The organism is Pelagibius sp. Alg239-R121 (assembly GCF_947331435.1).
Classification (GTDB): domain Bacteria; phylum Pseudomonadota; class Alphaproteobacteria; order Kiloniellales; family Kiloniellaceae; genus Denitrobaculum.
The window spans coordinates 681,143-706,387 of record NZ_CAMZOF010000001.1; the positions used below are offsets into that span (position 1 = coordinate 681,143).

The 25,245-nt window shown below is 56.3% G+C and carries 27 protein-coding genes; 9 read left to right on the plus strand and 18 right to left on the minus strand.

Annotated elements, in window-relative coordinates; genetic code table 11:
- The first annotated feature begins 18 nt into the window (after positions 1-18).
- A complete protein-coding gene (gene gshB, locus QMZ18_RS02915; protein ID WP_282604726.1) occupies positions 19-975 on the plus strand; it encodes a glutathione synthase in 957 nt (318 codons plus the stop codon).
- 341 nt (positions 976-1,316) lie between these two features.
- Positions 1,317-2,969, plus strand: a complete 1,653-nt coding sequence (locus QMZ18_RS02920; RefSeq protein ID WP_282604727.1) for a SulP family inorganic anion transporter — start codon at positions 1,317-1,319, stop codon at positions 2,967-2,969.
- On the opposite strand, the gene QMZ18_RS02925 is transcribed toward QMZ18_RS02920, so the two are convergent.
- Entirely contained in the window at positions 2,959-4,137 is a 1,179-nt protein-coding gene (locus tag QMZ18_RS02925) for a hypothetical protein (protein ID WP_282604728.1), read from the minus strand. The genes QMZ18_RS02920 and QMZ18_RS02925 overlap by 11 nt on opposite strands.
- A gap of 429 nt (positions 4,138-4,566) precedes the next feature.
- Between QMZ18_RS02925 and QMZ18_RS02930 the strand changes: the two genes are divergently transcribed.
- Positions 4,567-5,463 carry a PEP-CTERM sorting domain-containing protein gene (locus QMZ18_RS02930; RefSeq protein WP_282604729.1) on the plus strand — a complete coding sequence of 299 codons (897 nt, stop codon included), beginning with the start codon at positions 4,567-4,569 and terminating at the stop codon, positions 5,461-5,463.
- Between the two features lie 246 nt (positions 5,464-5,709).
- Here the strand turns inward: QMZ18_RS02930 and QMZ18_RS02935 are convergent, their stop codons facing one another.
- Entirely contained in the window at positions 5,710-6,309 is a 600-nt protein-coding gene (locus QMZ18_RS02935) for a TetR/AcrR family transcriptional regulator (protein WP_282604730.1), read from the minus strand.
- A gap of 360 nt (positions 6,310-6,669) precedes the next feature.
- Here QMZ18_RS02935 and QMZ18_RS02940 point away from each other — a divergent pair, with 360 nt between their 5' ends.
- Positions 6,670-8,196 (plus strand): YifB family Mg chelatase-like AAA ATPase, encoded by a 1,527-nt coding sequence (locus QMZ18_RS02940; RefSeq protein ID WP_282605589.1) that lies wholly within the window; start codon positions 6,670-6,672, stop codon positions 8,194-8,196.
- Between the two features lie 126 nt (positions 8,197-8,322).
- Here the strand turns inward: QMZ18_RS02940 and QMZ18_RS02945 are convergent, their stop codons facing one another.
- From QMZ18_RS02945 to hisB, 9 genes are all read right to left on the minus strand, one after another.
- Positions 8,323-8,499 carry a hypothetical protein gene (locus QMZ18_RS02945; RefSeq protein ID WP_282604731.1) on the minus strand — a complete coding sequence of 59 codons (177 nt, stop codon included), beginning with the start codon at positions 8,497-8,499 and terminating at the stop codon, positions 8,323-8,325.
- 424 nt (positions 8,500-8,923) lie between these two features.
- Complete coding sequence (locus QMZ18_RS02950; protein ID WP_282604732.1) at positions 8,924-9,187, minus strand: hypothetical protein; 264 nt, start codon at positions 9,185-9,187, stop codon at positions 8,924-8,926.
- A gap of 93 nt (positions 9,188-9,280) precedes the next feature.
- Positions 9,281-9,649: a histidine triad nucleotide-binding protein gene (locus QMZ18_RS02955; RefSeq protein WP_282604733.1), complete on the minus strand. Its 369-nt coding sequence runs from the start codon at positions 9,647-9,649 to the stop codon at positions 9,281-9,283.
- 127 nt (positions 9,650-9,776) lie between these two features.
- Positions 9,777-10,136, minus strand: a complete 360-nt coding sequence (locus QMZ18_RS02960; protein ID WP_282604734.1) for a phosphoribosyl-ATP diphosphatase — start codon at positions 10,134-10,136, stop codon at positions 9,777-9,779.
- Positions 10,137-10,401: 265 nt separating this feature from the next.
- A complete protein-coding gene (hisF, locus tag QMZ18_RS02965; RefSeq protein WP_282604735.1) occupies positions 10,402-11,166 on the minus strand; it encodes an imidazole glycerol phosphate synthase subunit HisF in 765 nt (254 codons plus the stop codon).
- An 11-nt stretch (positions 11,167-11,177) separates the two neighbouring features.
- Positions 11,178-11,915 (minus strand): 1-(5-phosphoribosyl)-5-[(5-phosphoribosylamino)methylideneamino]imidazole-4-carboxamide isomerase, encoded by a 738-nt coding sequence (hisA, locus tag QMZ18_RS02970; RefSeq protein WP_282604736.1) that lies wholly within the window; start codon positions 11,913-11,915, stop codon positions 11,178-11,180.
- Positions 11,916-12,005: 90 nt separating this feature from the next.
- Positions 12,006-12,587: a GNAT family N-acetyltransferase gene (locus tag QMZ18_RS02975; RefSeq protein ID WP_282604737.1), complete on the minus strand. Its 582-nt coding sequence runs from the start codon at positions 12,585-12,587 to the stop codon at positions 12,006-12,008.
- On the minus strand, positions 12,575-13,219 hold the full coding sequence (gene hisH, locus QMZ18_RS02980) for an imidazole glycerol phosphate synthase subunit HisH (RefSeq protein WP_282604738.1): 645 nt from the start codon (positions 13,217-13,219) through the stop codon (positions 12,575-12,577). Before hisH ends, QMZ18_RS02975 begins: the two co-directional genes overlap by 13 nt.
- Before the next feature lie 124 nt (positions 13,220-13,343).
- Complete coding sequence (hisB, locus tag QMZ18_RS02985) at positions 13,344-13,931, minus strand: imidazoleglycerol-phosphate dehydratase HisB (RefSeq protein ID WP_282604739.1); 588 nt, start codon at positions 13,929-13,931, stop codon at positions 13,344-13,346.
- Positions 13,932-14,250: 319 nt separating this feature from the next.
- Here hisB and hslV point away from each other — a divergent pair, with 319 nt between their 5' ends.
- Together hslV and hslU are read left to right on the plus strand one after the other, a co-directional pair.
- Positions 14,251-14,808: an ATP-dependent protease subunit HslV gene (gene hslV / locus QMZ18_RS02990; protein WP_282604740.1), complete on the plus strand. Its 558-nt coding sequence runs from the start codon at positions 14,251-14,253 to the stop codon at positions 14,806-14,808.
- A 71-nt stretch (positions 14,809-14,879) separates the two neighbouring features.
- Positions 14,880-16,220 (plus strand): ATP-dependent protease ATPase subunit HslU, encoded by a 1,341-nt coding sequence (hslU, locus tag QMZ18_RS02995; protein WP_282604741.1) that lies wholly within the window; start codon positions 14,880-14,882, stop codon positions 16,218-16,220.
- 109 nt (positions 16,221-16,329) lie between these two features.
- Here hslU and QMZ18_RS03000 read toward each other — a convergent pair whose 3' ends face one another.
- From QMZ18_RS03000 to QMZ18_RS03030, 7 genes are all read right to left on the minus strand, one after another.
- Complete coding sequence (locus QMZ18_RS03000) at positions 16,330-16,686, minus strand: helix-turn-helix domain-containing protein (RefSeq protein ID WP_282604742.1); 357 nt, start codon at positions 16,684-16,686, stop codon at positions 16,330-16,332.
- A 68-nt stretch (positions 16,687-16,754) separates the two neighbouring features.
- On the minus strand, positions 16,755-17,396 hold the full coding sequence (locus tag QMZ18_RS03005) for a Smr/MutS family protein (protein WP_282604743.1): 642 nt from the start codon (positions 17,394-17,396) through the stop codon (positions 16,755-16,757).
- 399 nt (positions 17,397-17,795) lie between these two features.
- Complete coding sequence (locus QMZ18_RS03010) at positions 17,796-18,488, minus strand: lactate utilization protein (protein ID WP_282604744.1); 693 nt, start codon at positions 18,486-18,488, stop codon at positions 17,796-17,798.
- Positions 18,485-19,918, minus strand: coding sequence for a LutB/LldF family L-lactate oxidation iron-sulfur protein (locus QMZ18_RS03015; protein ID WP_282604745.1), 1,434 nt, complete (start codon positions 19,916-19,918; stop codon positions 18,485-18,487). Before QMZ18_RS03015 ends, QMZ18_RS03010 begins: the two co-directional genes overlap by 4 nt.
- 5 nt (positions 19,919-19,923) lie before the next feature.
- Complete coding sequence (locus tag QMZ18_RS03020; protein WP_282604746.1) at positions 19,924-20,721, minus strand: (Fe-S)-binding protein; 798 nt, start codon at positions 20,719-20,721, stop codon at positions 19,924-19,926.
- Between the two features lie 253 nt (positions 20,722-20,974).
- The gene (locus QMZ18_RS03025; protein WP_282604747.1) at positions 20,975-22,243 is read right to left on the minus strand and encodes a murein transglycosylase A; all 1,269 of its coding nucleotides are present in this window, start codon (positions 22,241-22,243) and stop codon (positions 20,975-20,977) included.
- Between the two features lie 82 nt (positions 22,244-22,325).
- On the minus strand, positions 22,326-23,060 hold the full coding sequence (locus QMZ18_RS03030; RefSeq protein WP_282604748.1) for a Tim44/TimA family putative adaptor protein: 735 nt from the start codon (positions 23,058-23,060) through the stop codon (positions 22,326-22,328).
- Between the two features lie 231 nt (positions 23,061-23,291).
- Here QMZ18_RS03030 and QMZ18_RS03035 point away from each other — a divergent pair, with 231 nt between their 5' ends.
- From QMZ18_RS03035 to secB, 3 genes are all read left to right on the plus strand, one after another.
- Positions 23,292-23,861: an FxsA family protein gene (locus QMZ18_RS03035; RefSeq protein WP_282604749.1), complete on the plus strand. Its 570-nt coding sequence runs from the start codon at positions 23,292-23,294 to the stop codon at positions 23,859-23,861.
- Positions 23,858-24,406: a histidine phosphatase family protein gene (locus QMZ18_RS03040; RefSeq protein WP_282604750.1), complete on the plus strand. Its 549-nt coding sequence runs from the start codon at positions 23,858-23,860 to the stop codon at positions 24,404-24,406. Before QMZ18_RS03035 ends, QMZ18_RS03040 begins: the two co-directional genes overlap by 4 nt.
- A gap of 218 nt (positions 24,407-24,624) precedes the next feature.
- Positions 24,625-25,155 (plus strand): protein-export chaperone SecB, encoded by a 531-nt coding sequence (gene secB, locus QMZ18_RS03045; protein WP_282604751.1) that lies wholly within the window; start codon positions 24,625-24,627, stop codon positions 25,153-25,155.
- Positions 25,156-25,245: the final 90 nt, after the last annotated feature.

Genomic DNA, 25,245 nt, shown 5'->3' on the forward strand with positions numbered 1-25,245 from the left:
CGTGAGCGGAGCGAAATTATGAGCCTTGCGGTCGCAATCCAGATGGATCCGGTCGAAACCATCGATATCGACGGTGACAGCAGCTTTGTGCTTGGCCTCGAAGCCCAGCGGCGCGGCCACAGCCTTTATCATTACCAACCGCAGGACCTGTCGTTGCGAGATGGCCGGGTCTACGCGCGCTGCCGTCCCCTGCGTTTTGCTCGGAAAAAAGGGGCGCACGCTGAACTCGGTGGTGCCGAACTGATCGATCTGACAACGCTCGATGTCGTGTTGATGCGTCAGGATCCACCCTTCGATATGTCTTACATCACCGCAACCCATTTGCTTGAGCATGTCCATCCCAAGACCCTGGTCGTGAACGACCCGATGGAGGTACGCAACGCGCCGGAGAAGCTCTTCGTCACCCACTTTCCGGATCTGATGCCTCCGACCTTGATCACCTGTGACCGGGCGGAAATCACTGCCTTTCGCGACGAATACAAGGACATTATCGTCAAACCGCTGTTTGGCAACGGCGGTGTCGGCGTCTTTCACATCAAGCCTGACGACGAAAACCTCAACTCTCTGCTGGAAATCTTCACCGAGCTTTATCGGGAGCCCATCATCGTACAGCAGTATCTGCCTGCAGTGCGTGAAGGAGACAAACGCATCATCCTGATCGACGGCCGGCCCGCCGGCGCACTCAACCGCGTTCCGGCAGCGGGCGAGGCCCGTTCCAACATGCATGTAGGCGGCCGACCCGACAAATCGTTACTGACGCCACGGGATCTTGAGATTTGCGAAGCCATCGGCCCCACGCTGAAGGCAAAGGGAATGATCTTCGTAGGGATCGATGTCATTGGCGACGTGATGACCGAGATCAATGTGACGTCACCGACCGGCCTTCAGGAGATTGATCGCTACGACGATGTCTGCCTGGAAGCGGAAATCTGGGACGCCGTCGAGGAGCGTTACGGTGAAGTCCACGTGACATAGCGATTAAGTTCGACGTGTCCTTACGACGTATCGGCCCCCGTGCTGAGAAGCCGGTCGCTCCTTAAATTTTGCATCGCAGCATGGTTTAAATTGACGAAATCTTCATCGGATAGACGGCAACATTAGGAGAGAACTGCGTATTTTGCATGGGCTTATGCAATGTACAATCGATTGAGCAGTTCCCTTACCTTGCAAAGCCTGATATGATGTTTGTGCGCTGCAACAGACGTTGCGGCGCATTATTTTGTCCAGAGCCTGATTCACGCCCCACTGTGATTCCTAGTGAGGCGTGAATCAGGCTCTTGCTCTAACGAACCTACTCTAGATCCCAGGATGCCGCTTTGTTTCTTACCCTCCAAAAACTCGTGCCAGCCTCCCCGAAAACCGAAGTCCTTTCCGGCCTGACAGTCGCCCTTGCGCTGGTCCCGGAAGCCGTCGCCTTCGCCTTCGTGGCGGGCGTTCACCCACTTTCAGGGCTTTACGCGGCATTTTTGGTGGGTTTGATCACCGCCGTAATAGGTGGGCGCCCGGGCATGATTTCCGGTGCGACCGGTGCACTTGCCGTGGTTATGGTCTCGCTGGTAGCGGATCACGGTGTCGAGTATCTTTTCGCGACGGTGGTGCTGATGGGTCTGCTCCAGATCACGGCAGGCGTGCTGAAACTCGGCAAGTTCATCCGCATGGTGCCGCACCCCGTCATGCTGGGCTTCGTGAATGGTCTGGCGATCGTGATCTTTCTCGCACAGCTGTCCCAATTCAAGATCACCGGCGCCGACGGAAGCCTCGAATGGATGCAGGGTGAAGCGCTGACCGTCATGCTCGGCCTCGTGGCTCTGGCCATGGCAATCATCCATTTCCTACCGCGCGTCACCCAGGCCGTGCCAGCGCCACTGGCCGCCATTCTCGCTGTGACAGGTATGGCACTCTTTCTGGGCTTCGACACACGTACGGTCGGCGACCTGACCAGCATATCCGGCAACCTGCCCAGTTTTCACCTGCCTATGGTGCCGCTGAACCTCGAAACCCTGCAGATTATCTTCCCTTATGCCTTGATTCTTGCGGCCATCGGTCTGATCGAATCCCTGCTGACCCTGACCCTGGTCGACGAGATGACTGAAACCCGCGGCCGGGCCAGTCAGGAATGCATCGGTCAGGGCGTTGCCAACACGGTGACCGGCGTTTTCGGCGGTATGGGAGGTTGTGCGATGATCGGACAGAGCATGATCAATATCAAATCAGGTGGGCGCAGCCGGCTCTCGGGCATCGCCGCCGCCGGGTTTCTGCTGTTTTTCATCCTCTATGGTTCGTCCCTGATTGAAATGATCCCGCTGGCCGCCCTGGTCGGCGTGATGTTCATGGTGGTGATCGGGACCTTTGAGTGGTCAAGTTTCCGCATTATCGGCAAGATTCCACGATCCGATGCCTTCGTTCTTGTCTTGGTTTCGGGCGTGACGGTCTTCACCGACCTGGCGATTGCCGTCGTGGTGGGGGTCATCGTCTCGGCGCTAGTGTTTTCCTGGAAAAGTGCGAAGCGTATCACCGCGCGCAGCTACCAGACCGACGACGCCACCAAGGTCTACGAGCTCTCGGGACCGCTGTTCTTCGGCTCCATCACCAGTTTTCGCGATCTCTTCGATCCAAAGAACGACAGCGATGACGTGGTGGTTGATTTCAAGGGTTCGCGGGTTTGGGATCACTCGGGACTGCAGGCCATCGACAGCCTGGCAGAACGCTATACAAACCATGGTAAGCGGCTGCATTTAAAACACCTGAGTGGAGACTGCACGCATCTGCTGCAAAAGGCCGGAAACCTCGTGGAAGTGAATGTTATCGAAGATCCGCACTATGGTGTCGTGGTCGATTACGCCCAGCTCTACAGAGACACTCCCAAGGCCGATGCCGCCGCGGTTGAGACAGCTAAACAGTCCGAACCTGCTGGAAATGGCGAACCAAATCCCAAGGTTCCGCTAAAACCGGCTGCGGTCAAAGCCTGAGAGCCCAAACTTCCGGCAACCTCCTAGCGTCTGTTATGTCCGCAGGCGGTGCCGCGGTGACGAGCAACAGCACGTTGCGCTGCGGATCGTAATGAAGGTGATAATTCATGCCCAAGGCGAAGGGCAGAGTGGCCGTCTCGAATCGACGCCATCGGTCATTTCCCAGGTCATACGCCCAGGTCTCTGCCCGCCCCTTAAGAAGGTTGCGGCGCGACGTTCCGGTCGCGAAACGATCGACCAACACTATGGTTTCCGCCAGTTTCGGATGAAATGCCATAGGTGCATGCTCATCCTTCGGTGGCCTCGTGCCAGGCGTCGGCATCGGCACGACTTCTCCCTCGCCGGTCCGGTAGATCAATACGTCATTGCCTAAACCGTTTCGTCCAAATATCACCACGGCTTCTTGGTTTTGGTCATAAACCGCGTTGTTGTGATAACCGATTGTCTCGCCGTCTGCCTTTTTTTCCCATCGGCCTGTCGGCTCCGAAAGCTCGAAGACACCGTCATACCCAGTCCCGACCATAACGCCACGAACGCTGTCATAGGTCGTTGCATAGGCAAAAAATGACCTCTTGGCCTTGGGCAACGGCGACCAGCGCTCGCGTTTAAGATCGAAAAGCCAATTCGGGTGCCGGCTGATGCCTGGCCAAAGGTCCCTTAAGGTGTCGCTGAAGCGCCCAGGCTCCATATGCGCGGGATGGCTGCTGACCAAGACAGCGTCCCGTGCTGAATCGTAGTCAACTGCCCCAAAGGAGTGCATCGCCCAGGGATGATCACCTTGCGGACCCGCGACCGGCAGCCCTCTGGCGTCAACTCCATAGCTGGCCGGCGGATCGTCGGGATAGACGCGCCGCCATGCCAGCGTCGCTAGATCGAAAACAAGAGGAGAGTTGCTCCAATCCTCACCGTGAGTATCGCTCCCGAACAGCAGGATGCGGCTGCGACGTGTATCGAAAGCACTGCCACCATGGTTTTGTATAGGAAAGACAACCGCGTCGTCGGGCCGCATCCGATGCACGCGCGTCCAAATTCCTAACTTCAGTTCGGCGTCCCAGCTGTTCTCGGCTGCCATGGTTTGTAAGCCGCCGGGTGTTGAGAGCATCGCCATGAGGAGTAGCGGCGCAATACCCGGAATGAAGAATACGATGCGAACAAAGGTAGAAAACATTTCTGCATGCTACGACGCCGTGAGGACGGCGGCGAGCAGAAAGCTTGTTGTGGTCATGACATTGCTACTGCAGTATTTTTCGATTAATTGGAGAAGTTTGTCGATGAAGTTTACAGCATAAAAAACACAGAGATTCGATCGTACCTGATTGTTTTAGCTTATTAAGTAAGCGCGTACTCCTCCGGAGCGACCTGATTTTCTGACAAATGTGTGACTGTCCGCTGTCGGCATTTCTTACAATCTCAGAGAGATTCCACCCACAATCTTTGTAAGGCCTTGAAATACCGATCATACAATCTGTGGCTTAATTCTTGCTTGGGTCTTGCTCGGTCGTGGGGTGGCGCGCAGCGCTTTGGAGGCGACAAGCGAGCCCTGCGTAGTTTCTGAAGGCCGGATAAACCGGCCTTTGTGTTTTGGGGGACAGGCAATATGAAGAGTGCTCATTCATTCGCCGGCATTCGCTGGCGGGTTATCAACCCTATTGTTATCGCCATCGCGCTTGCCGGGTCATTGCTCACGGTGGCGGAGTCGTCTGCAGCCGTTATCGTCGAGGATTCCATCGATGCGAACTTCGTCGCCTTGGGCCAATGGTATGAAAACGATGTCAGGCCGGGAGGAACGGCAGCTATCGTCAGCGTGTCCGGTACAGGCGGAACGCTCGAAAACAACGCGCCCCTGCCACAGGGAGCCGCACGCCTGACAACCGGTTTTGACAATAATCACAAGGCGGAAGTCGGCGTTGCTGATAGCTATGGAACCGCGGGCAATATTCTAAACAACAGCTTCAATCTCGGTTACTCATTTTACAAAGTGGACGTGCCCGGCGGGAACACCTTTGCTGCGCCTTCCATCAAACTAACCTTTTCCAATCCTCTGACGACCCAGAATGGCGGCGACGGCTTCGTCACTCTGGTCTACGAGCCCTATCTCAATGGCAATTCGCCGGTGGCGACAGGCGACTGGACCGATGTTCAAATCGACCTGACCTCAGGTCTGTTCTGGCAAACCGGTGGTTTCGGTCAGACTTTCGACCAAACAAAACTACTAACTTTGAGCGACTGGCTCACCGAATTCGATCCCGATTTTCTCGACGCCCAAATGCTCCTTCTGTCGGTTGGCGTAGGGTCCTTCAATCAAGGACAGGATGGCTATTTCGACAACGTGAGCCTCGCCTTCCAAACGATCGGTGCCACTACCTTTGATAAGACCTATGATTTTGAAGTCGCGAGCACGGCCGTTCCAGAGCCCGGCTCTCTCGGTCTCCTCGGCATCGGTCTTCTTGGGTTAGGTCTTGCCCGATTGCGGTTTACTAAAAGCGCAATCTAGCCGCCGACTCTCTGCAGCTCGGACAACCAAAGTAAGGAAATGCCGATCGGCCCATCGGATCGCGCAATCGAACGAACGCTGGGTCGGTCGGTATTTTTCCCTCAAAACTGGCAACACCTTTTACTTGTTTTTCTAAAGTTATTTTCAATTTTTTGGGATCGTATTTGTTAACAACCGACCAGTTGGTTTTTAACAAATCGACAAATTAATTTAAATGCGATGGAATTGCCGGTACAAGCCGGTCAATCAACCCCTGAGGATCAACTTTGCGGTATCGAGACTTTCGAGAATCGCGTCAGGGCGGTTCTCGGCTTTGGCCGATACAAGCGCGCCGTTCATGATTGTCACCAAAGCTGGCGCGGCCACATCGCCGTCGAGTTCGCGGTTGGCGTAACCGATCACCTTTGCATCACGCGCAATCAGACGATAGTAGGTTCTGAAGTGAGTGAAGACGGCGTCGACGGCATCACGGATGACAGACGAGCTCGACGCCATTTCGCTGGAAATGTTGACAAATGGGCAACCAGCGCAGCTTTCACCTTGGTCATAGCGGCTCAAGTGCTGCTGATAGATCCTCTGATAAATACCGCTGAGCCGGTCGATCGGATTGGGGGCGGCGGACAAGGCCGCCTCATAAACTTCCGTCTTCTGACGCTCGAAGTGCTGCGTGATCGCGGCAACGGCCAGCGCTTCCTTTGAACCGAAGTGCTGATAAAGAGTTGCTTTGTTAACCTTCGCAAGATCGCATACCTGATTGACGTTGACCGCCTGGTAACTCTGCAGCCAGAAAGCAGATGCGGCTGCATGGAGAATACGCTGTTGGGTTTTTTCCTTCCGAGTGTTCATATTCGTTGCATAACCGACTGGTCGGTTTTTTACAAGTGTTACGGTTTTCGGCAATCTCACGTGTTGGATAAAGGCGCAATCCAGGCTTGCCTCAGTCGCTCGTATTTTTCGCCTTATTCGCAGGGTGGTCGCTTGGTACAGTCAGCGATTCAACCGCGTGAATCCTAAACAGACATCGCAACTACATTACGGGAAGACGCGGTTATCGATCGGCGTTGCGACCGAAGTAGAGACAGCAGCATCGCCGGAATAGGGTAGGCGGCTCTCAGAAAGCGACCACCGCCTTTCCTCATGCGTTTGACAAGCCGGTGGCGTCCTGCGATACCCGAGGAACCACTTTTACGTGTGAATCGGCGTTCCATGGTCGCAAGAGTGAATACCGTCGCCTTTGCTGGTGTCGAAGTCGTCAAGGTCGATGTCCAGGTGCAGATGGCATCTGGCCTGCCGGCATTCTCTGTCGTCGGACTACCCGATAAGGCCGTCGCCGAAAGCAGAGACAGAGTGCGCGCCGCTCTCACTGCGCTGGGCCTCTCCCTGCCGCCCAAGCGCATCGTCGTCAATCTGGCGCCCGCCGACCTGACCAAGGAAGGCAGCCATTTCGATCTCCCCATTGCGTTGGGTCTTCTGGTCGCCATGAACATTCTACCGTCTGACGAAGTTTTGGACTATTCGGTGCTTGGAGAACTTGCCCTGGACGGACGCGTCATGCCGGTCAGTGGTGTGCTGGCGGCCGCGCTGAATGCGTCAGAACGCGATTTAGGATTGATCTGTCCTCAAGAACAGGGCGGCGAGGCAGCCTGGGCGAACGGAATAGAGATCTTGGCGCCCGTTACCCTGCTGAGCTTGATCAATCACTTCAAAGGCAGCCAGGTCTTGAGTCCGCCAGAGCCAGCTCTAAACACGGATAACGACGAAGGCTTGGATCTGAAGGACATAAAGGGGCAGGACACGGCCAAGCGTGCGCTGGAAATTACCGCCGCTGGCGGTCACAATATGCTGATGGTCGGCCCTCCAGGAGCCGGCAAATCCATGCTGGCACAACGCCTCCCAGGGATCCTGCCGCCTTTGGAACCCGCAGAAGCTCTCGAAGTCAGTCTTATTCATTCCGTAGCCGGAACATTGGAAGGCGGCCGGCTTTTGCGCCAACGGCCCTTTCGCGATCCACATCACTCCGCCTCGTTGCCCGCGTTGGCTGGTGGCGGCCTCAAGGCAAAACCTGGTGAGATTTCGCTGGCCCATCTGGGGGTATTGTTTCTGGACGAACTGCCGGAGTTCGGCCGCGCAACGCTGGAGGCCCTGCGCCAGCCTTTGGAAACAGGCCGCGTTGCCATCGCCCGCGCCAACGCCCACGTTACCTATCCCGCTCGCGTGCAGTTGATTGCGGCCATGAACCCCTGCCGCTGCGGCTATTTTGGCGATCCTGCGGCTGCTTGCGGCCGGGTGCCTCGCTGCGCTGTCGACTATCAGGCCAAGATTTCCGGACCGCTCTACGACCGCATGGACATTCACCTTGATGTGCCGGCGGTAAAAATACAGGACCTTAGCCTGCCTCCGCCCAGCGAAGGATCTGCCGCGGTGGCCGCGCGGGTCACGGCGGCACGGCGTATTCAAAGGGAACGCTACAGCAGTCAACCCGAGGCAAAACGGCCGCGCAGCAATGCAGAAGTGGATGGCAGGTTGTTGGAGGAAGTTGCTGCCCCCGACGCCGAAAGCCGGAATTTGTTGCTGCAGGCAGCGGAGCGTTTACGCCTCACAGGCCGCGGCTACCATCGGGTTCTGCGGGTTGCACGCACTTTAGCCGATCTGGATGGCAGTGCCGAACTGCGCCGGCCACACGTCGCCGAAGCGCTCTCCTACCGTCGCCTTCCACCCGGCAGAGAAATCTAGCTTGCAGTCGTCTTTGGTGGGTACGATTCAGCGCGTGGAACGCTTTCTATTTAATTGATTGAGAGGCTGTTTCACGTCTTTCGCCGACACGAGAAAACATCCAGACTCTCGGCCAAGGGCCGCGTTTCAAACCGCGCGGTAGGAGCGGTAAGCGTCCGAAATACCCAGCGCCTGCATGTCGAAATCACGTGGATTCCGGCCACGCTTGATGTCGTTTGAAACCCTGGTCGCTGCGCCGACATTCTCGAAGAACGACAAAACGGCGTCTACATTGCTCAGGATGGTCTGGAAAAGGCTTTTCATGACAGTAATCTCCAGTTTGTGCATCGCAAACCGAAAATGTTGCGATGCACAAAATATAGAGATCTCATTGCCCAGCTAAAAGGCACGATGCTGCAACCAAGCCATGTGTCATTTGCAACCCAAGCAATTGATACAGTTAGATTCGATATCTTCCCGGCAGTTCAATCGGGGGCAAATCAACGTGGTCAGATGTCACCCTACACGGGGGAACGACTTACTACTGCAGCGCACAGTATTTATGCGACAAAAGCCGTGAATTTGGAGGCTCCAGACAAGTGTGTAAACGGCCCATGCATGGAGTTGGCCAGAAGTTGATTCATGGCTTCTCACAGTCAGAGAAAACAATCAAACTCCACACGGACCCCTTTATTGAACCGTGGTTCGCAGCCTGCAGCAGTCCGCAGCGCTATGCAGGTTCAGACGATCACCGCAAACTTGAGAGATTTGCAATCAGGGCATCGTTCTTCTGCCGGATTGCCGTCGCAATCTTATGTGCGACGTCTTGATCGGCTTCGGGGGCGTGCAAGGCCGCATCGACCGCGCGGTGCTGGCCTTCGAGCAGGGCCTTAATCACCGTCTGTTCGACGATTCTTTCGACCTTTTGAAATTGCTCTGGCGTGAGGTGCGTCACCAACAACTCGTCGATGCCCTTGGTTGCCTCTTCCGCGATCTCACGCAGCCTGTCCATTCCACTCTCCCCCAAAAAATCATCCCTGTCCTCGTAGACTAACACATCGTCCGCCACGGTCTGCAAGGCCAACAGCGAAATCGCTGGCGCGGCCTATTTATCCTGAGGTTTGATCATGCGGCCCAGATTTTTGCCGCCAAAGAGATGCAGGTGAAAATGGGGAACCTCCTGATGAGCGTCCGCCCCGTGATTGGATAGGATCCGATAGCCAGGTTCAACCAGGCCGAGATCACGGGCGATCTTGCCTGAGGCCCGTACGAATCCGGCGATTTCCTCAGAGGACGCACTTTCGGAAAAGTCATCGAAAGAGACGTAGGCACCCTTTGGGATGACAAGCACATGAGTGGGCGTCTGCGGATTAATATCGCGAAACGCCAGGACGTGATCATCCTCGTACAGTCTGTCGCATGGGATCTCGCCACGCAGGATCTTTGCGAAGATGTTATCGTCGTCATAGGCCATCGCTTTGCCGGTCTCCTGCAATTGTTACAGCAGCATCCTTGACGCGCTTTCGCACAAATCTGGTGCGCAAATTTGTCGCTTAAAGGATTTAGGTTGTTACGTTTTTCGAGTACTTACCCTTCAATCGTCAACCTTCCGCAACATCACCAATAGCGACACTACGTGACGCCTTTTCGGCGATGCCTGAAATACCTTTGCGGCCCTCGAGTTGCCGCCAGATGTCGTTCGGTGTCAGTCCTCGCGCGGCCCAGAGAACCAACAGATGATAGAGAAGATCGGCAGATTCATCGGCCAGTTGCTCGCGGCTTCCCGCAACACCTTCAATCACCGCCTCCGTCGCCTCTTCGCCAACCTTTTGTGCGATCTTCAGCACGCCCTTATTAAACAGCTTTGCGGTGTGCGATGTCTCCGGATCGTCGGAACGGCGACTCTCGATAACCTCGAAAAGGTGATCCAAAACACGTCCGTCCAATTCGAGTTCCACCATCTTCCGTCTTTCATCTTCTCGCTCAGGGCACTTGTTTGAAATGGCTCCCCCGAGACCAGGATAACTTGGCTAGCTAGACCCAATTTCGCGGGATTGCAACCGTTTTCAAAACTGACCTCTCGCCATTGAGAGAGGGCTAGAACCCGCTGATCTTTCGCTGATGCAGGGAATAACACGAACCAACCCCTACAACATATGATCAGACGGCGATTCACCTCGCAGATCGATTCAATCAGGAACACCCGGCTCCAGCATCTAATCGGGTTCAGCTTGTTAAACGCACAGGAATCCCGTCTTTTTCCATATGTTCTTTGGCCTCAGCGATCGAATATTCCCCAAAGTGAAATATTGACGCCGCCAAAACCGCGCTCGCATGACCTTCCCGGACGCCGGCGCTCAAGTGTTCGAGCGTGCCAACACCACCGGACGCAATCACAGGAACCGGAACTGCATCCGCGACGGCCCTTGTGAGTGCGAGGTTATAACCTTGCTTCGTCCCGTCCCGATCCATGGAAGTCAGTAGAATTTCACCTGCGCCGTAATCGGCCATGCGCCGCGACCAGGCAACAGCATCGATACCTGTCGCTTCCCGGCCGCCGTGGGTGAAGATCTCGAATCGATCGTCGGAAACCTGTTTGGCATCAACAGCAACCACAATGCACTGCGCGCCAAACTTTTCAGCCGCCTCTCTCACAAACTCCGGATTGCGGACGGCAGCCGTATTAATGGAGACCTTATCGGCACCCGCCAGGAGGAGGCGCCTGATATCCTCGACTTCGCGCACGCCGCCACCCACGGTCAGAGGCATAAAACAGGCCTCGGCAGTGCGTGAAACCACATCAAACATCGTGTCGCGTTTTTCGTGACTGGCGGTGATATCGAGGAAACAAAGCTCATCAGCGCCGGCAGTGTCATACACACGAGCCTGTTCGACCGGATCGCCGGCATCCCGCAGTCCTACGAAGTTGACTCCTTTGACAACACGGCCGTCCTTTACATCCAGGCAGGGAATAACGCGCGCTTTCAGCATAGCTGTGTCCCTTAAGCCTTTGTAGAAGCAGAGGTAAGTGCAAGGGCGGCCGCCGGATCGATACGGCCGTCATAGAGCGCGCGTCCGCAGATCACACCCTCGATTCCGCTCTCTTCCACCGCCTGCAGGGCTGCAATGTCGTCGAGCGACGCAACCCCGCCCGAAGCGATGACGGGGATCGAAATTGACTGCGCCAAAGCCGCCGTCGCCGGTACGTTTGCGCCCTGTAGAAGGCCGTCCCGGTCGATATCGGTATAAACGATCGCTGCGACGCCGGCGTCCTCGAAGCTGCGGGCAAGGTCCGTCGCCTGCATTTCGCTGACCTCGGCCCAGCCCTCTACAGCGACCTGACCACCCCTGGCGTCGATCCCAACCACGACCCGGCCAGGAAAATTCCGGCAGGCTTCCTTGACCAAATCCGGATCCTTGACGGCAACAGTCCCCAGAATCACCCGCGTAATTCCGGCGGAAAGCCAGGTTTCGATCGTTTTCAGGTCGCGTATGCCGCCGCCAAGCTGAATCCGGAGATCAACCGCCTCGACAATGGCTGCCACCGTATCGCGATTAACCGGATGGCCTTCGAACGCCCCATTCAGATCGACAACATGGAGCCATTCAAACCCGGCGCCATGAAACTGACGGGCCTGGTCTGCAGGATCCGCGTTAAATACGGTCGCAGAATTCATCTCGCCCTGACGCAGGCGGACGGCGGCTCCATCTTTCAGATCGATAGCCGGAAATACGATCATACTTTCTGAGCTTTCTCTGGTTTCAGCGGCATATGGTCGGCGTCGGGATTGGCCAAACGCTGAAATTCCTGGGATTGAGGTTTTTGAAGGCTAGCGCGTGCTTTCAAGGTCTTTGGTGTAAAAATAGCCAGTGATCCATTTTCCATCGACCCGGGCATACTGCGGATGCTCGCCCCAGCGACTGAAACTGAGTTGGTCGTATATCTGTATCGCCCGCTCCTGGGTTTCGCGCACATCCAGGTTCAAGGTCTTTAGTCCGGTTTCCCGTGCTGCCGCCTCGATCCGTTCGACCATCATGCGTGCCAAACCATGACCTCGTGCCCAGGGAGCCAGGAAAAAGGTGGTCAACTGGCCGCCATGACCCTGCGCCTCATTGTTGCGCGGTGGGCGGACAAGTTGAGCTGAGCCCGCAATGGTCCCGTCAAGGCGGGCAACGAACAGCTGACGCTCAGGCACCAACAGGACGCCCCGCCAGTAGGTCTCCATCACATGCCGAGGTGGGGGCGTCAGCCAACCGAACCCACCACCATCAAGGATTGCGGCTTCGGCTGCATCGCAAAGATCATGCATATCAGGCCCTTCGAAGGCCTCGAGACGATCGACCACAACACTTGGTGGCCGATTTTTTGTCTCCTGGGAATTTGCACCGGACATTGACATCAAGGAGTCCATTTCAAAAAGTTTTCCAACAGCTTCAGACCGGCTGTCTGACTCTTCTCGGGATGAAACTGGGTACCGACCAGATTGTCGCGACCAACAACGGCTGTTACCGCGCCGCCATAGTCTACAGTCGCGAGCACGCGGTCGTGTTCGCTTGGCAGAAGATGATAGCTGTGAACGAAATACACATGGGGATTTTGCCCCATTCCTGCCAGCACAGGATGAGCTTGAGCTGAAATTTCGAGCTGATTCCAGCCCATATGCGGCACCTTGAGTGACGGATCATTCGGCTTCAAGGCCACGACTTCGCCGGAAATCCAGTCGAGCCCGGAACAATCTTCATGCTCGCGCCCAACGGTCGCCATCAGCTGCATACCGACGCAGATGCCCAGAAAAGGCCTGGCAGCACGGATCACGCGCTCCTCGAGCGTCTCGATCATGCCCGGAAGCGCGCCCAATCCCTGACGGCAGTCGGCAAAGGCACCGACACCCGGCAAAACGATCCGGTCTGCCAGACGCACGACCTGCGGGTCGGACGTTACCATGACCCGAGTCGATAGACCGGCATCGTAAGCCGCGCGCTCCAGCGACTTTGCCGCTGAACGGAGATTGCCCGAGCCATAATCGATAAGGGCAACGGTCATGATCGGAAGTCACTCCCAAAGAAAACGCCGTCCGCTCAATTCCTTGAAAAAGACGGCCTGCTATTCAAAATCGTGCAGCCCTGTCGGTGCCCGGGCGCTACCTCGCGCTCGAAAGGCATAAAGGCTAGAGGCTGCCCTTTGTCGACGGAACCGCATCGGCTTTGCGTGGATCGATGGCGATGGCTTCTCGAAGAGCACGCGCCAGTGCCTTGTAGCTCGATTCGACAATATGATGGTTGTTCGTGCCGTAGAGGTTCTCGACATGGAGAGTCAGACCGGCATGTTGAGCAAAGGCCTGGAACCACTCCTTGAAGAGTTCCGTATCCATTTCACCCAGTTTGTCGCGGCTGAAATCAACTTTCCAGATCAGATAGGGGCGATTGGAGGCGTCCAGCGCGACCCGGGTCAGCGTCTCGTCCATGGGAATGAGCGCAGATCCGTAACGCCATATGCCTTTGCGGTCACCCAGGGCCTGCGAGAAAGCCTGGCCCAATGCGATCCCGGTATCCTCAGTCGTGTGATGGAAGTCGATATGCAGATCGCCTTTCGCACGCAGCGTGATATCGATCAGGCTGTGGCGTGAAAGCTGCTCAAGCATATGATCGAGAAATCCGATCCCGGTTTCGACATCATAGATGCCGCTGCCGTCTAGATTGACGGTTGCGGAAATCTGGGTTTCCTGAGTGTTGCGCTCGACGCTCGCTTGGCGCATCGGCCGGTCCTTCCATCGGGTGCTATTGTGACGCGCCACAAGGCGCCGCCTGCGCGCCCGGCCCATTTCAGGGCCATTCAGGAGCAATGTCAGGCGTGAAGCCGCGCTCTTTTATCAGGAAGCCGCCGCCGCCGCCAATAAAGAACGGCCTCAAAAGCTGACAAAAAGCCCTATAAATGCAACGGCAGGCGTTTCGGACCCCTCATGGAACGCCCAATTGACGTATGCAAGAGGGGTTTTCCCGCTTTCAGTCAGTCAGACACGCAATTCTTGCAGCTTCTTCTTGAACGGGCGGCGAAGTTGGACCATTTCTGTTGCCATGTCACAGAGTCAAATTCCTCAATGGCGAGGCACCACTATCCTGTCCGTACGCAAGGGCGACAAAGTGGTCATCGCGGGTGATGGTCAGGTCAGCCTTGGCAACACCGTCATCAAATCCAATGCCCGCAAGCTGCGGCGCCTCGGCAAGGATCAGGTCTTGGCCGGTTTCGCCGGCGCGACCGCGGATGCCTTTACCCTCTTCGAGCGTCTGGAAGCAAAACTGGAGAGCTATCCGGGGCAGCTTACACGGGCCTGCGTCGAATTGGCGAAGGATTGGCGCACCGACCGTTATCTGAGACGGTTGGAAGCCATGATGGCGGTCGCCGATTCCGAAACCTCACTGGTCCTTACCGGTACGGGCGATGTACTGGAACCGGAAGACGGTTTGATCGGCATTGGATCAGGCGGTAATTTCGCCCTCTCCGCGGCGCGCGCACTTATCGACATTGATGGATTGGATGCCGAAACCATCGCGCGGAAATCCATGGCCGTCGCAGCCGACATCTGCATCTATACCAACAACAACATCCTGGTCGAGAGTCTCCCTTCGAAGTGACGCCAGTGTCTAAACGGCACTAACCCTCGAATCCAACCGACGACACTACCTAAATCTAAGGCCCAGCCATAATGAGTAGTTCCACCTCTTCGCACTCCCAAGCCAGCGCCTTCTCTCCGCGCGAGATCGTCTCCGAACTCGACCGTTACATCGTGGGGCAGAACGACGCAAAGCGTGCGGTGGCGATCGCTCTGCGCAATCGCTGGCGGCGCCAGCAGCTGCCCGACGAATTGCGCGAGGAGGTACTTCCCAAGAACATCCTGATGATCGGCCCGACCGGTGTCGGCAAGACCGAAATCGCGCGCCGACTGGCCAAACTGGCCCAGGCGCCGTTTTTGAAGGTGGAGGCTACAAAGTTCACTGAAGTCGGCTATGTGGGCCGCGATGTCGAGCAAATCATCCGCGATCTGGTCGAGGTTTCAATCCATACGACCCGGGAAAAGCTGCGTGCCGAAGTCAAGGCCCAGGCGGAACTGCACGCCGAGGAACGGGTCTTGAATGCCCTGGTTGGTGATAACGCAAGCGCAGACACCCGGGCAAAATTCCGCAAGATGTTGCGTGAAGGCGATCTTGACGACCGAGATATTGAAATCGACGTTGCCGATACCGGCGGCATGCAGCTCCCAACCATGGATATTCCGGGCATGCCGGGTGCAAGCATGGGTATGCTCAACCTCAATGACATCTTCGGCAAGGCCATGGGTGGACGCACCAAAAAACGCCGTATGAAGGTCGCCGAAAGCTACGACGTTTTGATTGCCGAAGAGAGCGACAAGCTGCTGGACGAAGAATCGGTTGTCATGGACGCCGTTACCAATGTTGAGCAGCACGGCATCGTCTTTCTGGACGAGATCGACAAGATCACAGCACGTTCCGAGCGGGCCGGCGCCGATGTCAGCCGGGAGGGCGTACAACGTGATCTACTGCCGCTGATCGAAGGCACCACCGTCGCCACCAAGCACGGCGCGGTAAAAACAGACCACATCCTTTTCGTGGCATCAGGCGCGTTTCATCTTTCGAAGCCCTCGGACATGTTGCCAGAGCTTCAGGGCCGCCTGCCGATCCGTGTCGAGCTGAACCCGCTGACGCGCGATGATTTTAAGCTGATCCTTACGGAGCCCGAAAATAGCCTGATCATCCAGTACAAGGCCTTGATCGGGACCGAGGATGTGACGCTCGAATTCGAAGATAACGCCATCGACGAACTGGCCGATCTGGCAGCCGAGATCAACAGCACGGTCGAAAACATCGGCGCGCGGCGTTTGCACACGGTATTGGAAAAACTACTCGACGAGATTTCCTTTACAGCAACCGACCGGGGCGGTGAAACCATCGTCATCACCGCGGATTATGTCCGCGAGAAGGTCTCGGAGCTGGCCAAAAACGCCGATCTGTCCAAGTTCATTCTTTAAGGTCAGCTGGCTTTTCGCTGAACCGGTGAAAAAACGCGAAGCAGCCTCTACTGATATGCTTGAAGGGCTATTCGGGTCCTAGAGTGTTTGATTACAGAGAGATTGCACTCTAGTCCGTCTCGTTGATAACCGCGAGCAAACGTTCGATTGTATCGATGTCGAAACTGCCGATGTCTTCGGAGAGCCGGTTTGCCAGTTCGGTCGCGCGCGGCGAGAGGCCGGCCGTATCGACTGTCACTCGCGGATGAGAGAGATCTGCGAGGCTTTGGAGCTCCTCCGCATCGTCCCAAATGATGTTCAGATACTGGCAGACCCTGTGCACAAAGCGCCGGTTAGGACGGCTGCGATGGCCATGCTCCACAGCCGAAAGATAGGCTGACGACACGCCAAGCCCGGCAGCCATATCCTTGAGCGTAACGCCGCGTTCAGCGCGCAACGCGCGCAGCTTTTCACCAAACGGCGTCACAAAAAACCTCGATGAAGATTAACCTGATAGCGGTTTATAGGAGATTTTGTTCTCCACGATCAACAGAGTCATCTCCGTTTGGCATCCCTGCGGCGTTTGAGCAACACGTAGAGAGCCCCCGTGCCGCCATGACCCTGCTGGGCATAGTTGAAAGCGACAATGCGCTCACGGTTACCCGCATCATTTAGCCAGTTCGGGACCTGATTCCGCAGAACCCCGCCTGATTCCTTTGCAAGTCCTTTGCCGGTAATCACCAAAACACACCGTAAACCACCTGCCTCTGAACGCTGAATAAAGCGGCCGAGTGCGCTCTGAGCCTGAACCTGGCTCATACCGTGAAGGTCGAGCGTTGCCTCTATCACCATCTTGCCACGCTTAAGACGCTCTGCATTGCGTCGGTCCAGGCCTGCAGAAGATCCATGGGACAGAAGTTCTTCACGCGCATTCGGCTGAGTCGTCGTTTTGCGCGAACGCAAGGGAAGCCGCTGTGCTGTCGGTAGCTGGGGCCGAGGGCGTGGGGAAACCGGTTTTTCCGGCCGTTCAGAGGGCAGGCCCTCTTGTTCACGGCGCATCATCTCAGCGAAAGCGCCAGCGCCATAGTCGCGTCCTTTGAGCGGAACCGTCTCCCGATTAACCTGGCGCCAGAGCTCACGCTCCTCAGGCGAAAGGCCGCCGGACCGCTTCGCTTTTGGTTTCCGCCGATCGTTCATAGTGTTTGATCGTCTCTGGGTTGGGAACTCATATTCCTTGACGGTCTTGACGACAAAATTATGTTTTATGGCAAGAAGTTAGGGGCTGAGCGATGCCATAGCATCGTGCATCAGCCAGAATTGGACCGACAACGCGACGCTGCTCCAGAATTCATAATCTTGTCGCCCGAACATGTCGTATTTTGGGAGGTTTTAGGGGCGTCGACCACTCTCTCCGGGCCTGCAGGCCCGCATTCGAGATTCTCCTACCTAAAATCTCCCAAAACACGATCAAGGCCATCAAGGAATATGAGTCCTCAACCTCGAGTGCAATCTTTCTCGACTGAAACGGCCAAGAAGGTGAATCACCCTCTATCCATCAGACTGTACGCTGCCGCCGAAAGCCTTCACATAACGACTTCAAGCCGCGCTGTCACCATCCTCGATGACGATCACATGCAGTCGGCGCGGGCCATGCGCACCCAATTCGATCTTCTGTTCGATGTCACCGGTCCGCGAGGGTCCGGAAATCATGTTGACCGTCCGCGGCATAACACCGTTACCAAAGACTTTGCGCAGTCTGGCCCAACCTTCTTCATAGGCGCCGACGACCTGCGACGTACGCAAGACCACGATATGGTTTTCCGGCAGAAAATTCAGCGTTGTCGGCCCTTCGGGACCGGAATGCAGCATCAAGGTGCCGGTTTCTGCCACACCGGCGAACGCCCCGGTCACCGAGACCTGGTCCGGCTCGCGCGCCGGACCGCTGGAGGTCTTAAGCAGGCTGTGTCCGTCCCAGGGCAAGTCCAAAAGATCCATTGAAGGGGCAAGGCGGATTTCCTGCGGCAGATTACGCGTCTTCAGGTAGTCCACGACAGCATCCGGTACCTGATTGTCGCTCGAGACACGCTGTACGGTAGCGGAGAGCTCAATCAGCATGGCTTCCATGAGGTCTATTTGGGCTGGATGGGGCAGGCGGGACCGTTCCGGGATCAGACCTGCCTCCGGATCAGACAGTCGCTGTTCACAGGTTTCCAGGTTGGTAGCGTTGGGGCCATTTCGCTTAAGCGATTGTTTCACGGCACCCAGGATCTGTTCGCGCGCCGAGGTCATTTCGTTGTGCTCCTCGTTTTTTGCTGTTTCGCCCAGAGCTGCTGGAAGGTTTTACCTTGAGGGGCCGGCAAATCACGGTATTTGGTCCACCCCCCCGCGAATGGCAGGGATTTGAAACGCCCCCGACGACGACCCAAAATCCCGAGCACACCGATCCCAAGACCCGTCAAGCGCTGGTAAAGTGCTGGCCTGCGGGCCAAAAAAGCCCAGATCCCGAGGCCGCCCCGCACGGATTTCGGTGTCAGATGGCGCTCGAACTCGCGCTCACGCCAATGGCGCATCATCTTGGGAAGAGGAATACGGACCGGGCAGACACTTTCGCAGCGACCACAGAAAGTCGAGGCATTGGGCAGATGTCCGGCCTCCTCCACACCAATCAGATTGGGTGTCAGAACAGAGCCCATTGGACCCGGATAGACCCAGCCATAAGAATGGCCGCCAACGGCATGATACACAGGGCAATGGTTCATGCAGGCGCCACAGCGGATGCAGCGCAACATATCCTGAAACTCGCTGCCCAGCATGGAGGATCGGCCGTTGTCCAGCAGAATGACGTGGTATTCTTCGGGTCCGTCAGGGTCCTCGGGCCGACGAGGGCCGGTTGATAGGGTGGTGTAGGCGGAAAACTCCTGACCTGTCGCCGAGCGGGCGAGCACCCTTAAGATCGTAGAGGCGTCTTCGAGATTTGGAACCACCTTTTCAATGCTTGCGATCACAATGTGAACCCGGGGCAGGGATTGAGTCAGATCACCATTGCCCTCATTGGTGACGATGATAGAGGTTCCGGTTTCGGCAATCAGAAAATTCGCACCCGTAATCCCCACATCCGCATCCAGATACCGCTGCCTCAGAATCTGACGGGCCTCATTGACCAGATCGGTCGGTTCGCTGAGTGAGCGGCCGGCAGGAAGATGCTGATGCTGGGCCCGAAAGTCTGCTTCGACCTGTTCTTTGCTGACATGGACGGCCGGCGCGATGATATGGCTGGGTGGCTCCTTACGCAGCTGGATGATGTACTCACCGAGGTCCGTCTCGACGACCTTTATACCGGCCTGTTCCAGATGATCGTTCAGCGCGATCTCTTCCGAGATCATGGATTTGCCCTTGGTCACCGTCTTGGCGTCCACTCGGCGGCAGATGTCCAGAATCGCTTTGCGGGCATCTTCCGCTGTCGGCGCCCAATGCACGTGACCGCCGGTCTCCTTGACCTTATCCTCGTAGCGTTCGAGGTAGAAATCCAGGTTGGCGAGACTGTGGTTCTTGATATCTCGCGCAGCATCGCGCAGCGCCTCGAACTCCGGCAGGCGGGCGGCGGCGGCGAGACGCTTGCCGGTAAAACCGACCTTCATTTTCGCCATTGCAGCCTGGATGTTCGGGTCGGCGATCGCGCGCCGGGCATTGTCTTTGAAATTGTGCGATGTCGACTGCATTGCGCTCAGTTCCCCCCATCACGCACATCATGATCCGGCGTTATGGAGCCCCCAATCGCAGGCTCGTCCGTCATCCCGGCGAGAACCTCCGCCACGTGGCGAACCTGAATTCCAGAACCATTGCGCTGCAATTTGCCTGCCATATTCATCAGACAGCCCAAGTCGCCCGCTAAAAGCGTCGTTGCACCAGTCGCTTCGATGTTGCCGGTCTTGCTGCTGACCATTGTGTTGGAGATATCAGGGTACTTGACGCAGAAAGTGCCCCCGAAGCCGCAACAGATGTCGGCATCGGAAAGTTCCTCGAGAGAGAGGTCATTGATGCTTGAGAGCAGCTTTCGCGGCTGGTCGCGGACGCCCAGCTCACGCAGACCAGAGCAGGAATCGTGATAGGTCACGGTCTGCGGAAAGGTCGCTTCGACATTGGACAGCTGCATCACGTCCGTCAGGAAGGACACGAGTTCGTAGGTGCGGGAGGACAGGTCTTCAGCCCGTGCCAGCAAGCCCGGCTGCGTTTCGAACAAAGTTGGATAGTGCTTCTTAAGCATCGCAGCGCAGGAGCCGGAGGGTGCCACCACATAATCGAACCCCTTGAATGCTTCGATCACTTGCAGCGCGATGGCCCTGGTATCCGCGCGGTCTCCTGAATTATACGCAGGTTGCCCGCAACAGGTTTGTTGGGCGGGAACTTCTACCCGGCATCCTGCGGCTTCCAGCAACTTAACTGCAGCAAAACCAACGCTCGGCCGGAAGAGATCCACCAGACAGGTTACGAACAGACCGACGCGCGGTTCGGATTTCGACATGCTGTTCAATTCCTTCGAAGCAACTGACGTCTTTCGCAAACGAATCCCAGAGGAATCCGAACGGTGATGATCCCATCCTCGCCCTGAGTTTACGAGGCAAAATCACAAAACTTTAAAGTGGTAATACCACTTTGATTTTGACGATGTCACGGAGTTTTCAGAGGTCGGCAGCATGATGGCATTGAGCAACGATGGGTCCGTGGCAAAATTTCCGATCCGAGACAAACCGGCGGCAGGTGCCGATATTGCTTAATTAGCTTCCCTCGGATCGACGTGCTGCCACGGCCTTTGGCAGCAACAGATAGTAGCTGCCGCGCTGCTTCATGCGTCCTGCTTCCGCCAGGGCCGGCTCACCGGCGCCCCAGAAGAAATCTCCCCTGATAGCGCCTTTAATGGCACTGCCGGTATCCTGGGCTACCATCAAACGCTGCAAGAGCTTTGGATTGGCCCCTGCAGTGCCCGGCCAGGTCGTGTCCAGATAGATCGGCGCGCCAAGAGGCATGAAGGCCGGATCGACTGCAAGACTCCGCCGGGGCGTCAAGGCAACACCCTGCGCACCGATGGGACCATCACCCTCGATCTTCCGAAAGAAGATGTAGCGGGGGTTGCGCTGCATCAGTTCCGTCGCTTTCTCAGGATTGCTGCGCAACCAGTCACGGATCGATTGCATCGAGGCGTTGTCACGGGAAACATGCCCTTCGTCGATCAGCAAGCGGCCGATGGCGACGAAAGGCAGGCCATTCGATCCACTGAACCCAACGCGGACAGAAGAACCGTCAGGCAACTGCACCTTGCCGGATCCTTGAATATGCAGGAAAAAAACGTCGATTGGGTCCTTCGCCCAAAGAAGTTCCAGGTTTGTGCTGTCGATCGCACCGGCGTCGATTTCTGCCCGGGCGTGGTAAGGCACCAAGCGGCCATCGACGACCCGTCCTGCAATCCTCCGGCCCGTCATGTCTTCGTCAAACTTTCGAAGATCAACGGTCACCAAGTCGTCGGGCCGCTTATAAAGCGGTGTGTCGTAGCCGCCGCCCGGGAAAAGCGCCCCCTGAAGCTCCGCTTCGTAGTAGCCGGTGAATAAACCCTGATTTTTGTCGCCAAAGGTCACCTTGAAGGGGACAAAATTGTTCTCGATCAGCGTGCGGAGCGCCGCATCGTCCAGCACCCCATCCGCCCCCGACGCTGAGAGACCGGCAATCTCGCTGCAAGGCAGGCGCCAGTCGGCAATGGTGCCGCCGACGGCGTGACGTCCTACCTTGCGTTCGTCCGGGCTGCGTAGCAAACGCGTGCAGGAACGCCGCAAAGCAGGTAGCGCCTCGGCCATTTTGTCATCGCGCCAGCCCGGCAACTGGTCGTACCCGGTTTTTTCCAGCAGCATTTGAGGCGGTGGCGGCTCAACCGGCGCAGGTTTCTCGGCTTCGCGCGGTTCGCAAGCGTTCAACAGCAGCGCGGCCGCAACCGGGATAAGACAATTAACGGTTGAACGCGATGTCAATGCATTGAAGATTTTGAAACTCGGCACGCAATGGAGACCCGGTTCTTGTCGGGAAAAACGTGGCTGCAAAGAACACACTCCCGGTTCGGAGCCTGATTTGTCTTCGTGATCAGTTCGGGCTGCGTGTTGCCACAAGTGCCCAGTTGGGATCACGGCTGGCGGTATTGCGTGCAAAGGTCCAGATGTCGGTGATCTTAGTAACGTGGTTCGGGTCACCCTCAACGGTTTCGCCATTTTCATCCCGGGTCACATTCACCTGTTCCGAGACAAACTTGATTGTAACGAACGCAGTTCGGCCCTGTAATTCGGCCTCGATGATTTCCGAGCTTTCTATCCCGATCAGAGTGGTTTCAAGACTCTGATTCTGCTCTTCACGGTTTGCGATAGCACCGCTGAAGTCGTTGTAGACATCATTGGCCAGAAGTGGCCGAAGCGCCTCTGTATCGCCCTGAGCGAACGCGCCGATAATCATCTCGAAGGCTGAAGCGGCGCCGCCTGCAAACTGCTTGGGGTCAAAATCCCGATCAGCTTGCTTGATGGCACGGAGTCCGGGTTCAATCGAGCCGGGTTCATCGGATATCTGCTCATCGGATCGATCCCAGGTCTGATCGGTCGCTTCGATATCCGGAACGACGTCTTCGATATCATCTGTCCGGGAACGATCGCCCTGAGACCGATTGGGCAGGTGAACGACCTTATCGTCACCCTGGTCCTGTTTGAAGGGGTCGTATTTCGGTGGTTCCTCGTGTCCGGTTCGTTTTCCCAATGCATTGCGCAGCCGCAACACACAGAATACCGCTATGGCAGCAAGCAGAAGAACGTCGTAAGGGAATCCGTTGCCCATATAATCCAACTACAAGTTCGGCTCTGCGCCTCAAACACGACAAGGCACATCGGAACAAATCACAAGAGGAGTAAACCTTACTAAAAAACCATTTAGCGGTCAGTGGCTATCCACGCCGAACGACGACTGACGCCTCTTGAAAGTCTGAGATTCTTCAGCAAATTCAAAACAGGCGGTCGACGGCGAACTCCAATGCATTGTAAATAGGGAATAGTTAAGGAAAGAGCAAGCATGGCTATCCTATTGCTCGCCGCATTTATCGGCGTACCGCTTCTGGAAATTGCTGTTTTCATCGAAGTTGGTGACCGCCTCGGCCTGTGGAATACACTCGCCGTCGTCATTCTGACGGCTTTTATCGGGACCTGGCTGCTCAGAATTCAGGGACTGGCAACTCTTGCACGGGTGCGTGGACAGATCGATCAAGGTGTCCTGCCCACCAGCGAACTGTTTGACGGACTTTGTCTTTTGTTTGCCGGCGCCTTATTGCTGACGCCTGGATTTGTGACCGATTCAATCGGATTTGCGCTTTTTGTACCTCAGGTGCGCAGCCTTTTACGTCAGTGGCTCGGCAGCCGCCTTGAGTTGTCCATGACTGGTTCCGCCAAGGGCGGCAACATGGGCAGGGAGCGTGCGCAGGGTCCAGGCCCCCACGGCCCACAAAGAAGTGAATGGGGCAGCAGGGAACCAGGCGATGGCGTCATCGATGGAGAATTCACAGATATGACCGATGAAGAACATCCAAAGGACAGCGATTCCGACAAGAACGGTCCGACGCCGCCGACAGGGCATCTGCCACGATGATCCTCGTTCGCCACGGCCAGTCGGAATTCAACGTCATCTTCGGTGCCACCCGGAAAGATCCGGGTATCGTCGATCCCAAACTAACGGAGGAGGGTCATCGCCAAGCCGAGGCCGCCGGCGAAGCTCTTCTAGACAAGGGACTGACCCGAATAATCGTCAGTCCTTACACACGTACACTTCAGACTGCCGATATCATTGCCCGGGTCTTGAACCTGCCCGTTACAATCAACAGCCTCATCCGCGAGCATGCTTTTTTTACATGTGACGTCGGGACGCCGCGTTCGGTGTTGTCGCAGAACTGGCCACATCTTGATTTCACCCACCTGTCGGAATCCTGGTGGCCGGCGGATCCGGAAACCGAGGACGACGTCCGGCTTCGCTGCCGTGAGTTCCATCAGACAATGGCGGAGACTGACGATTGGTCGGAGGTTCTAGTGGTCAGCCACTGGGGCTTTATCCGAGGTTTGACGGGTCACGAAGCCAAGAACGGCGAGGTTTTGAGGTTTGATCCAACAGCGCCAGGTGCCTTGCCACAGGGTCTTTGAGCGGCGTTTCCACGACCGGCTTGCGTTTCCGTTCACCGTCCAGTGAGCACCTTGTTTGCGCTCCAGATACATGCTAGCGAAGCGCCGTCATTTTACAGCGCAATTGTTTTTGCCGGATGCCGGCACGAACTTAAGGTGCCACCAACTATAGGAAGCAGAGGCTGATTCGCGTTTTCACTGATTCAGTGAAAATTCTTGAGCTTCTAGGAGATTGCGGCATGGCCGAACAAGAAAACGAACAACACCCCCTTATTATCAACATGCAATATACGAAGGATCTCTCCTTCGAGAATCCAAATGCACCCGCGGTGTACGGGGAGATTGCCAAGGGCGCACCGGATCTGACCATCGACATCGACGTGCAGCCCTCCCGATTGCAGGATCGGACCTTTGAAGTTGTGCTGAATTTGCAGGCCCGGGCAATGACCGGCGACAAGACCGCATTTCTGGTCGAACTTGACTACGCAGGTATTATTTCTATCGGCGAACACATCACCGCCGCAGAAGACATTCAGTTTCTGGTGATGGTTGACGCCCCGCGTCATCTCTTTCCGTTCGCGCGGCAAATACTCGCCGAAGCGACCCGTAATGGTGGATTTCCACCGCTTGTGATCAATCCAGTGGACTTTGTCAGTCTTTATAAGCAGCGAATGGCCGCTTTTGCAGAAGCTGCCGAACAGTCCGAAGACGCCGGTGAAACCGAGAACGGTGAGACTGATAGCGGTGAGACCAAGTCCGCTGAAGCCTGAACAGGCCTCCGATATCCGGTTTCATTCTGAAGATTCTAGAAGTGACAATCGGTCCTTGAGCCCGAATGCATCGGTCTCTTAATCACGTAG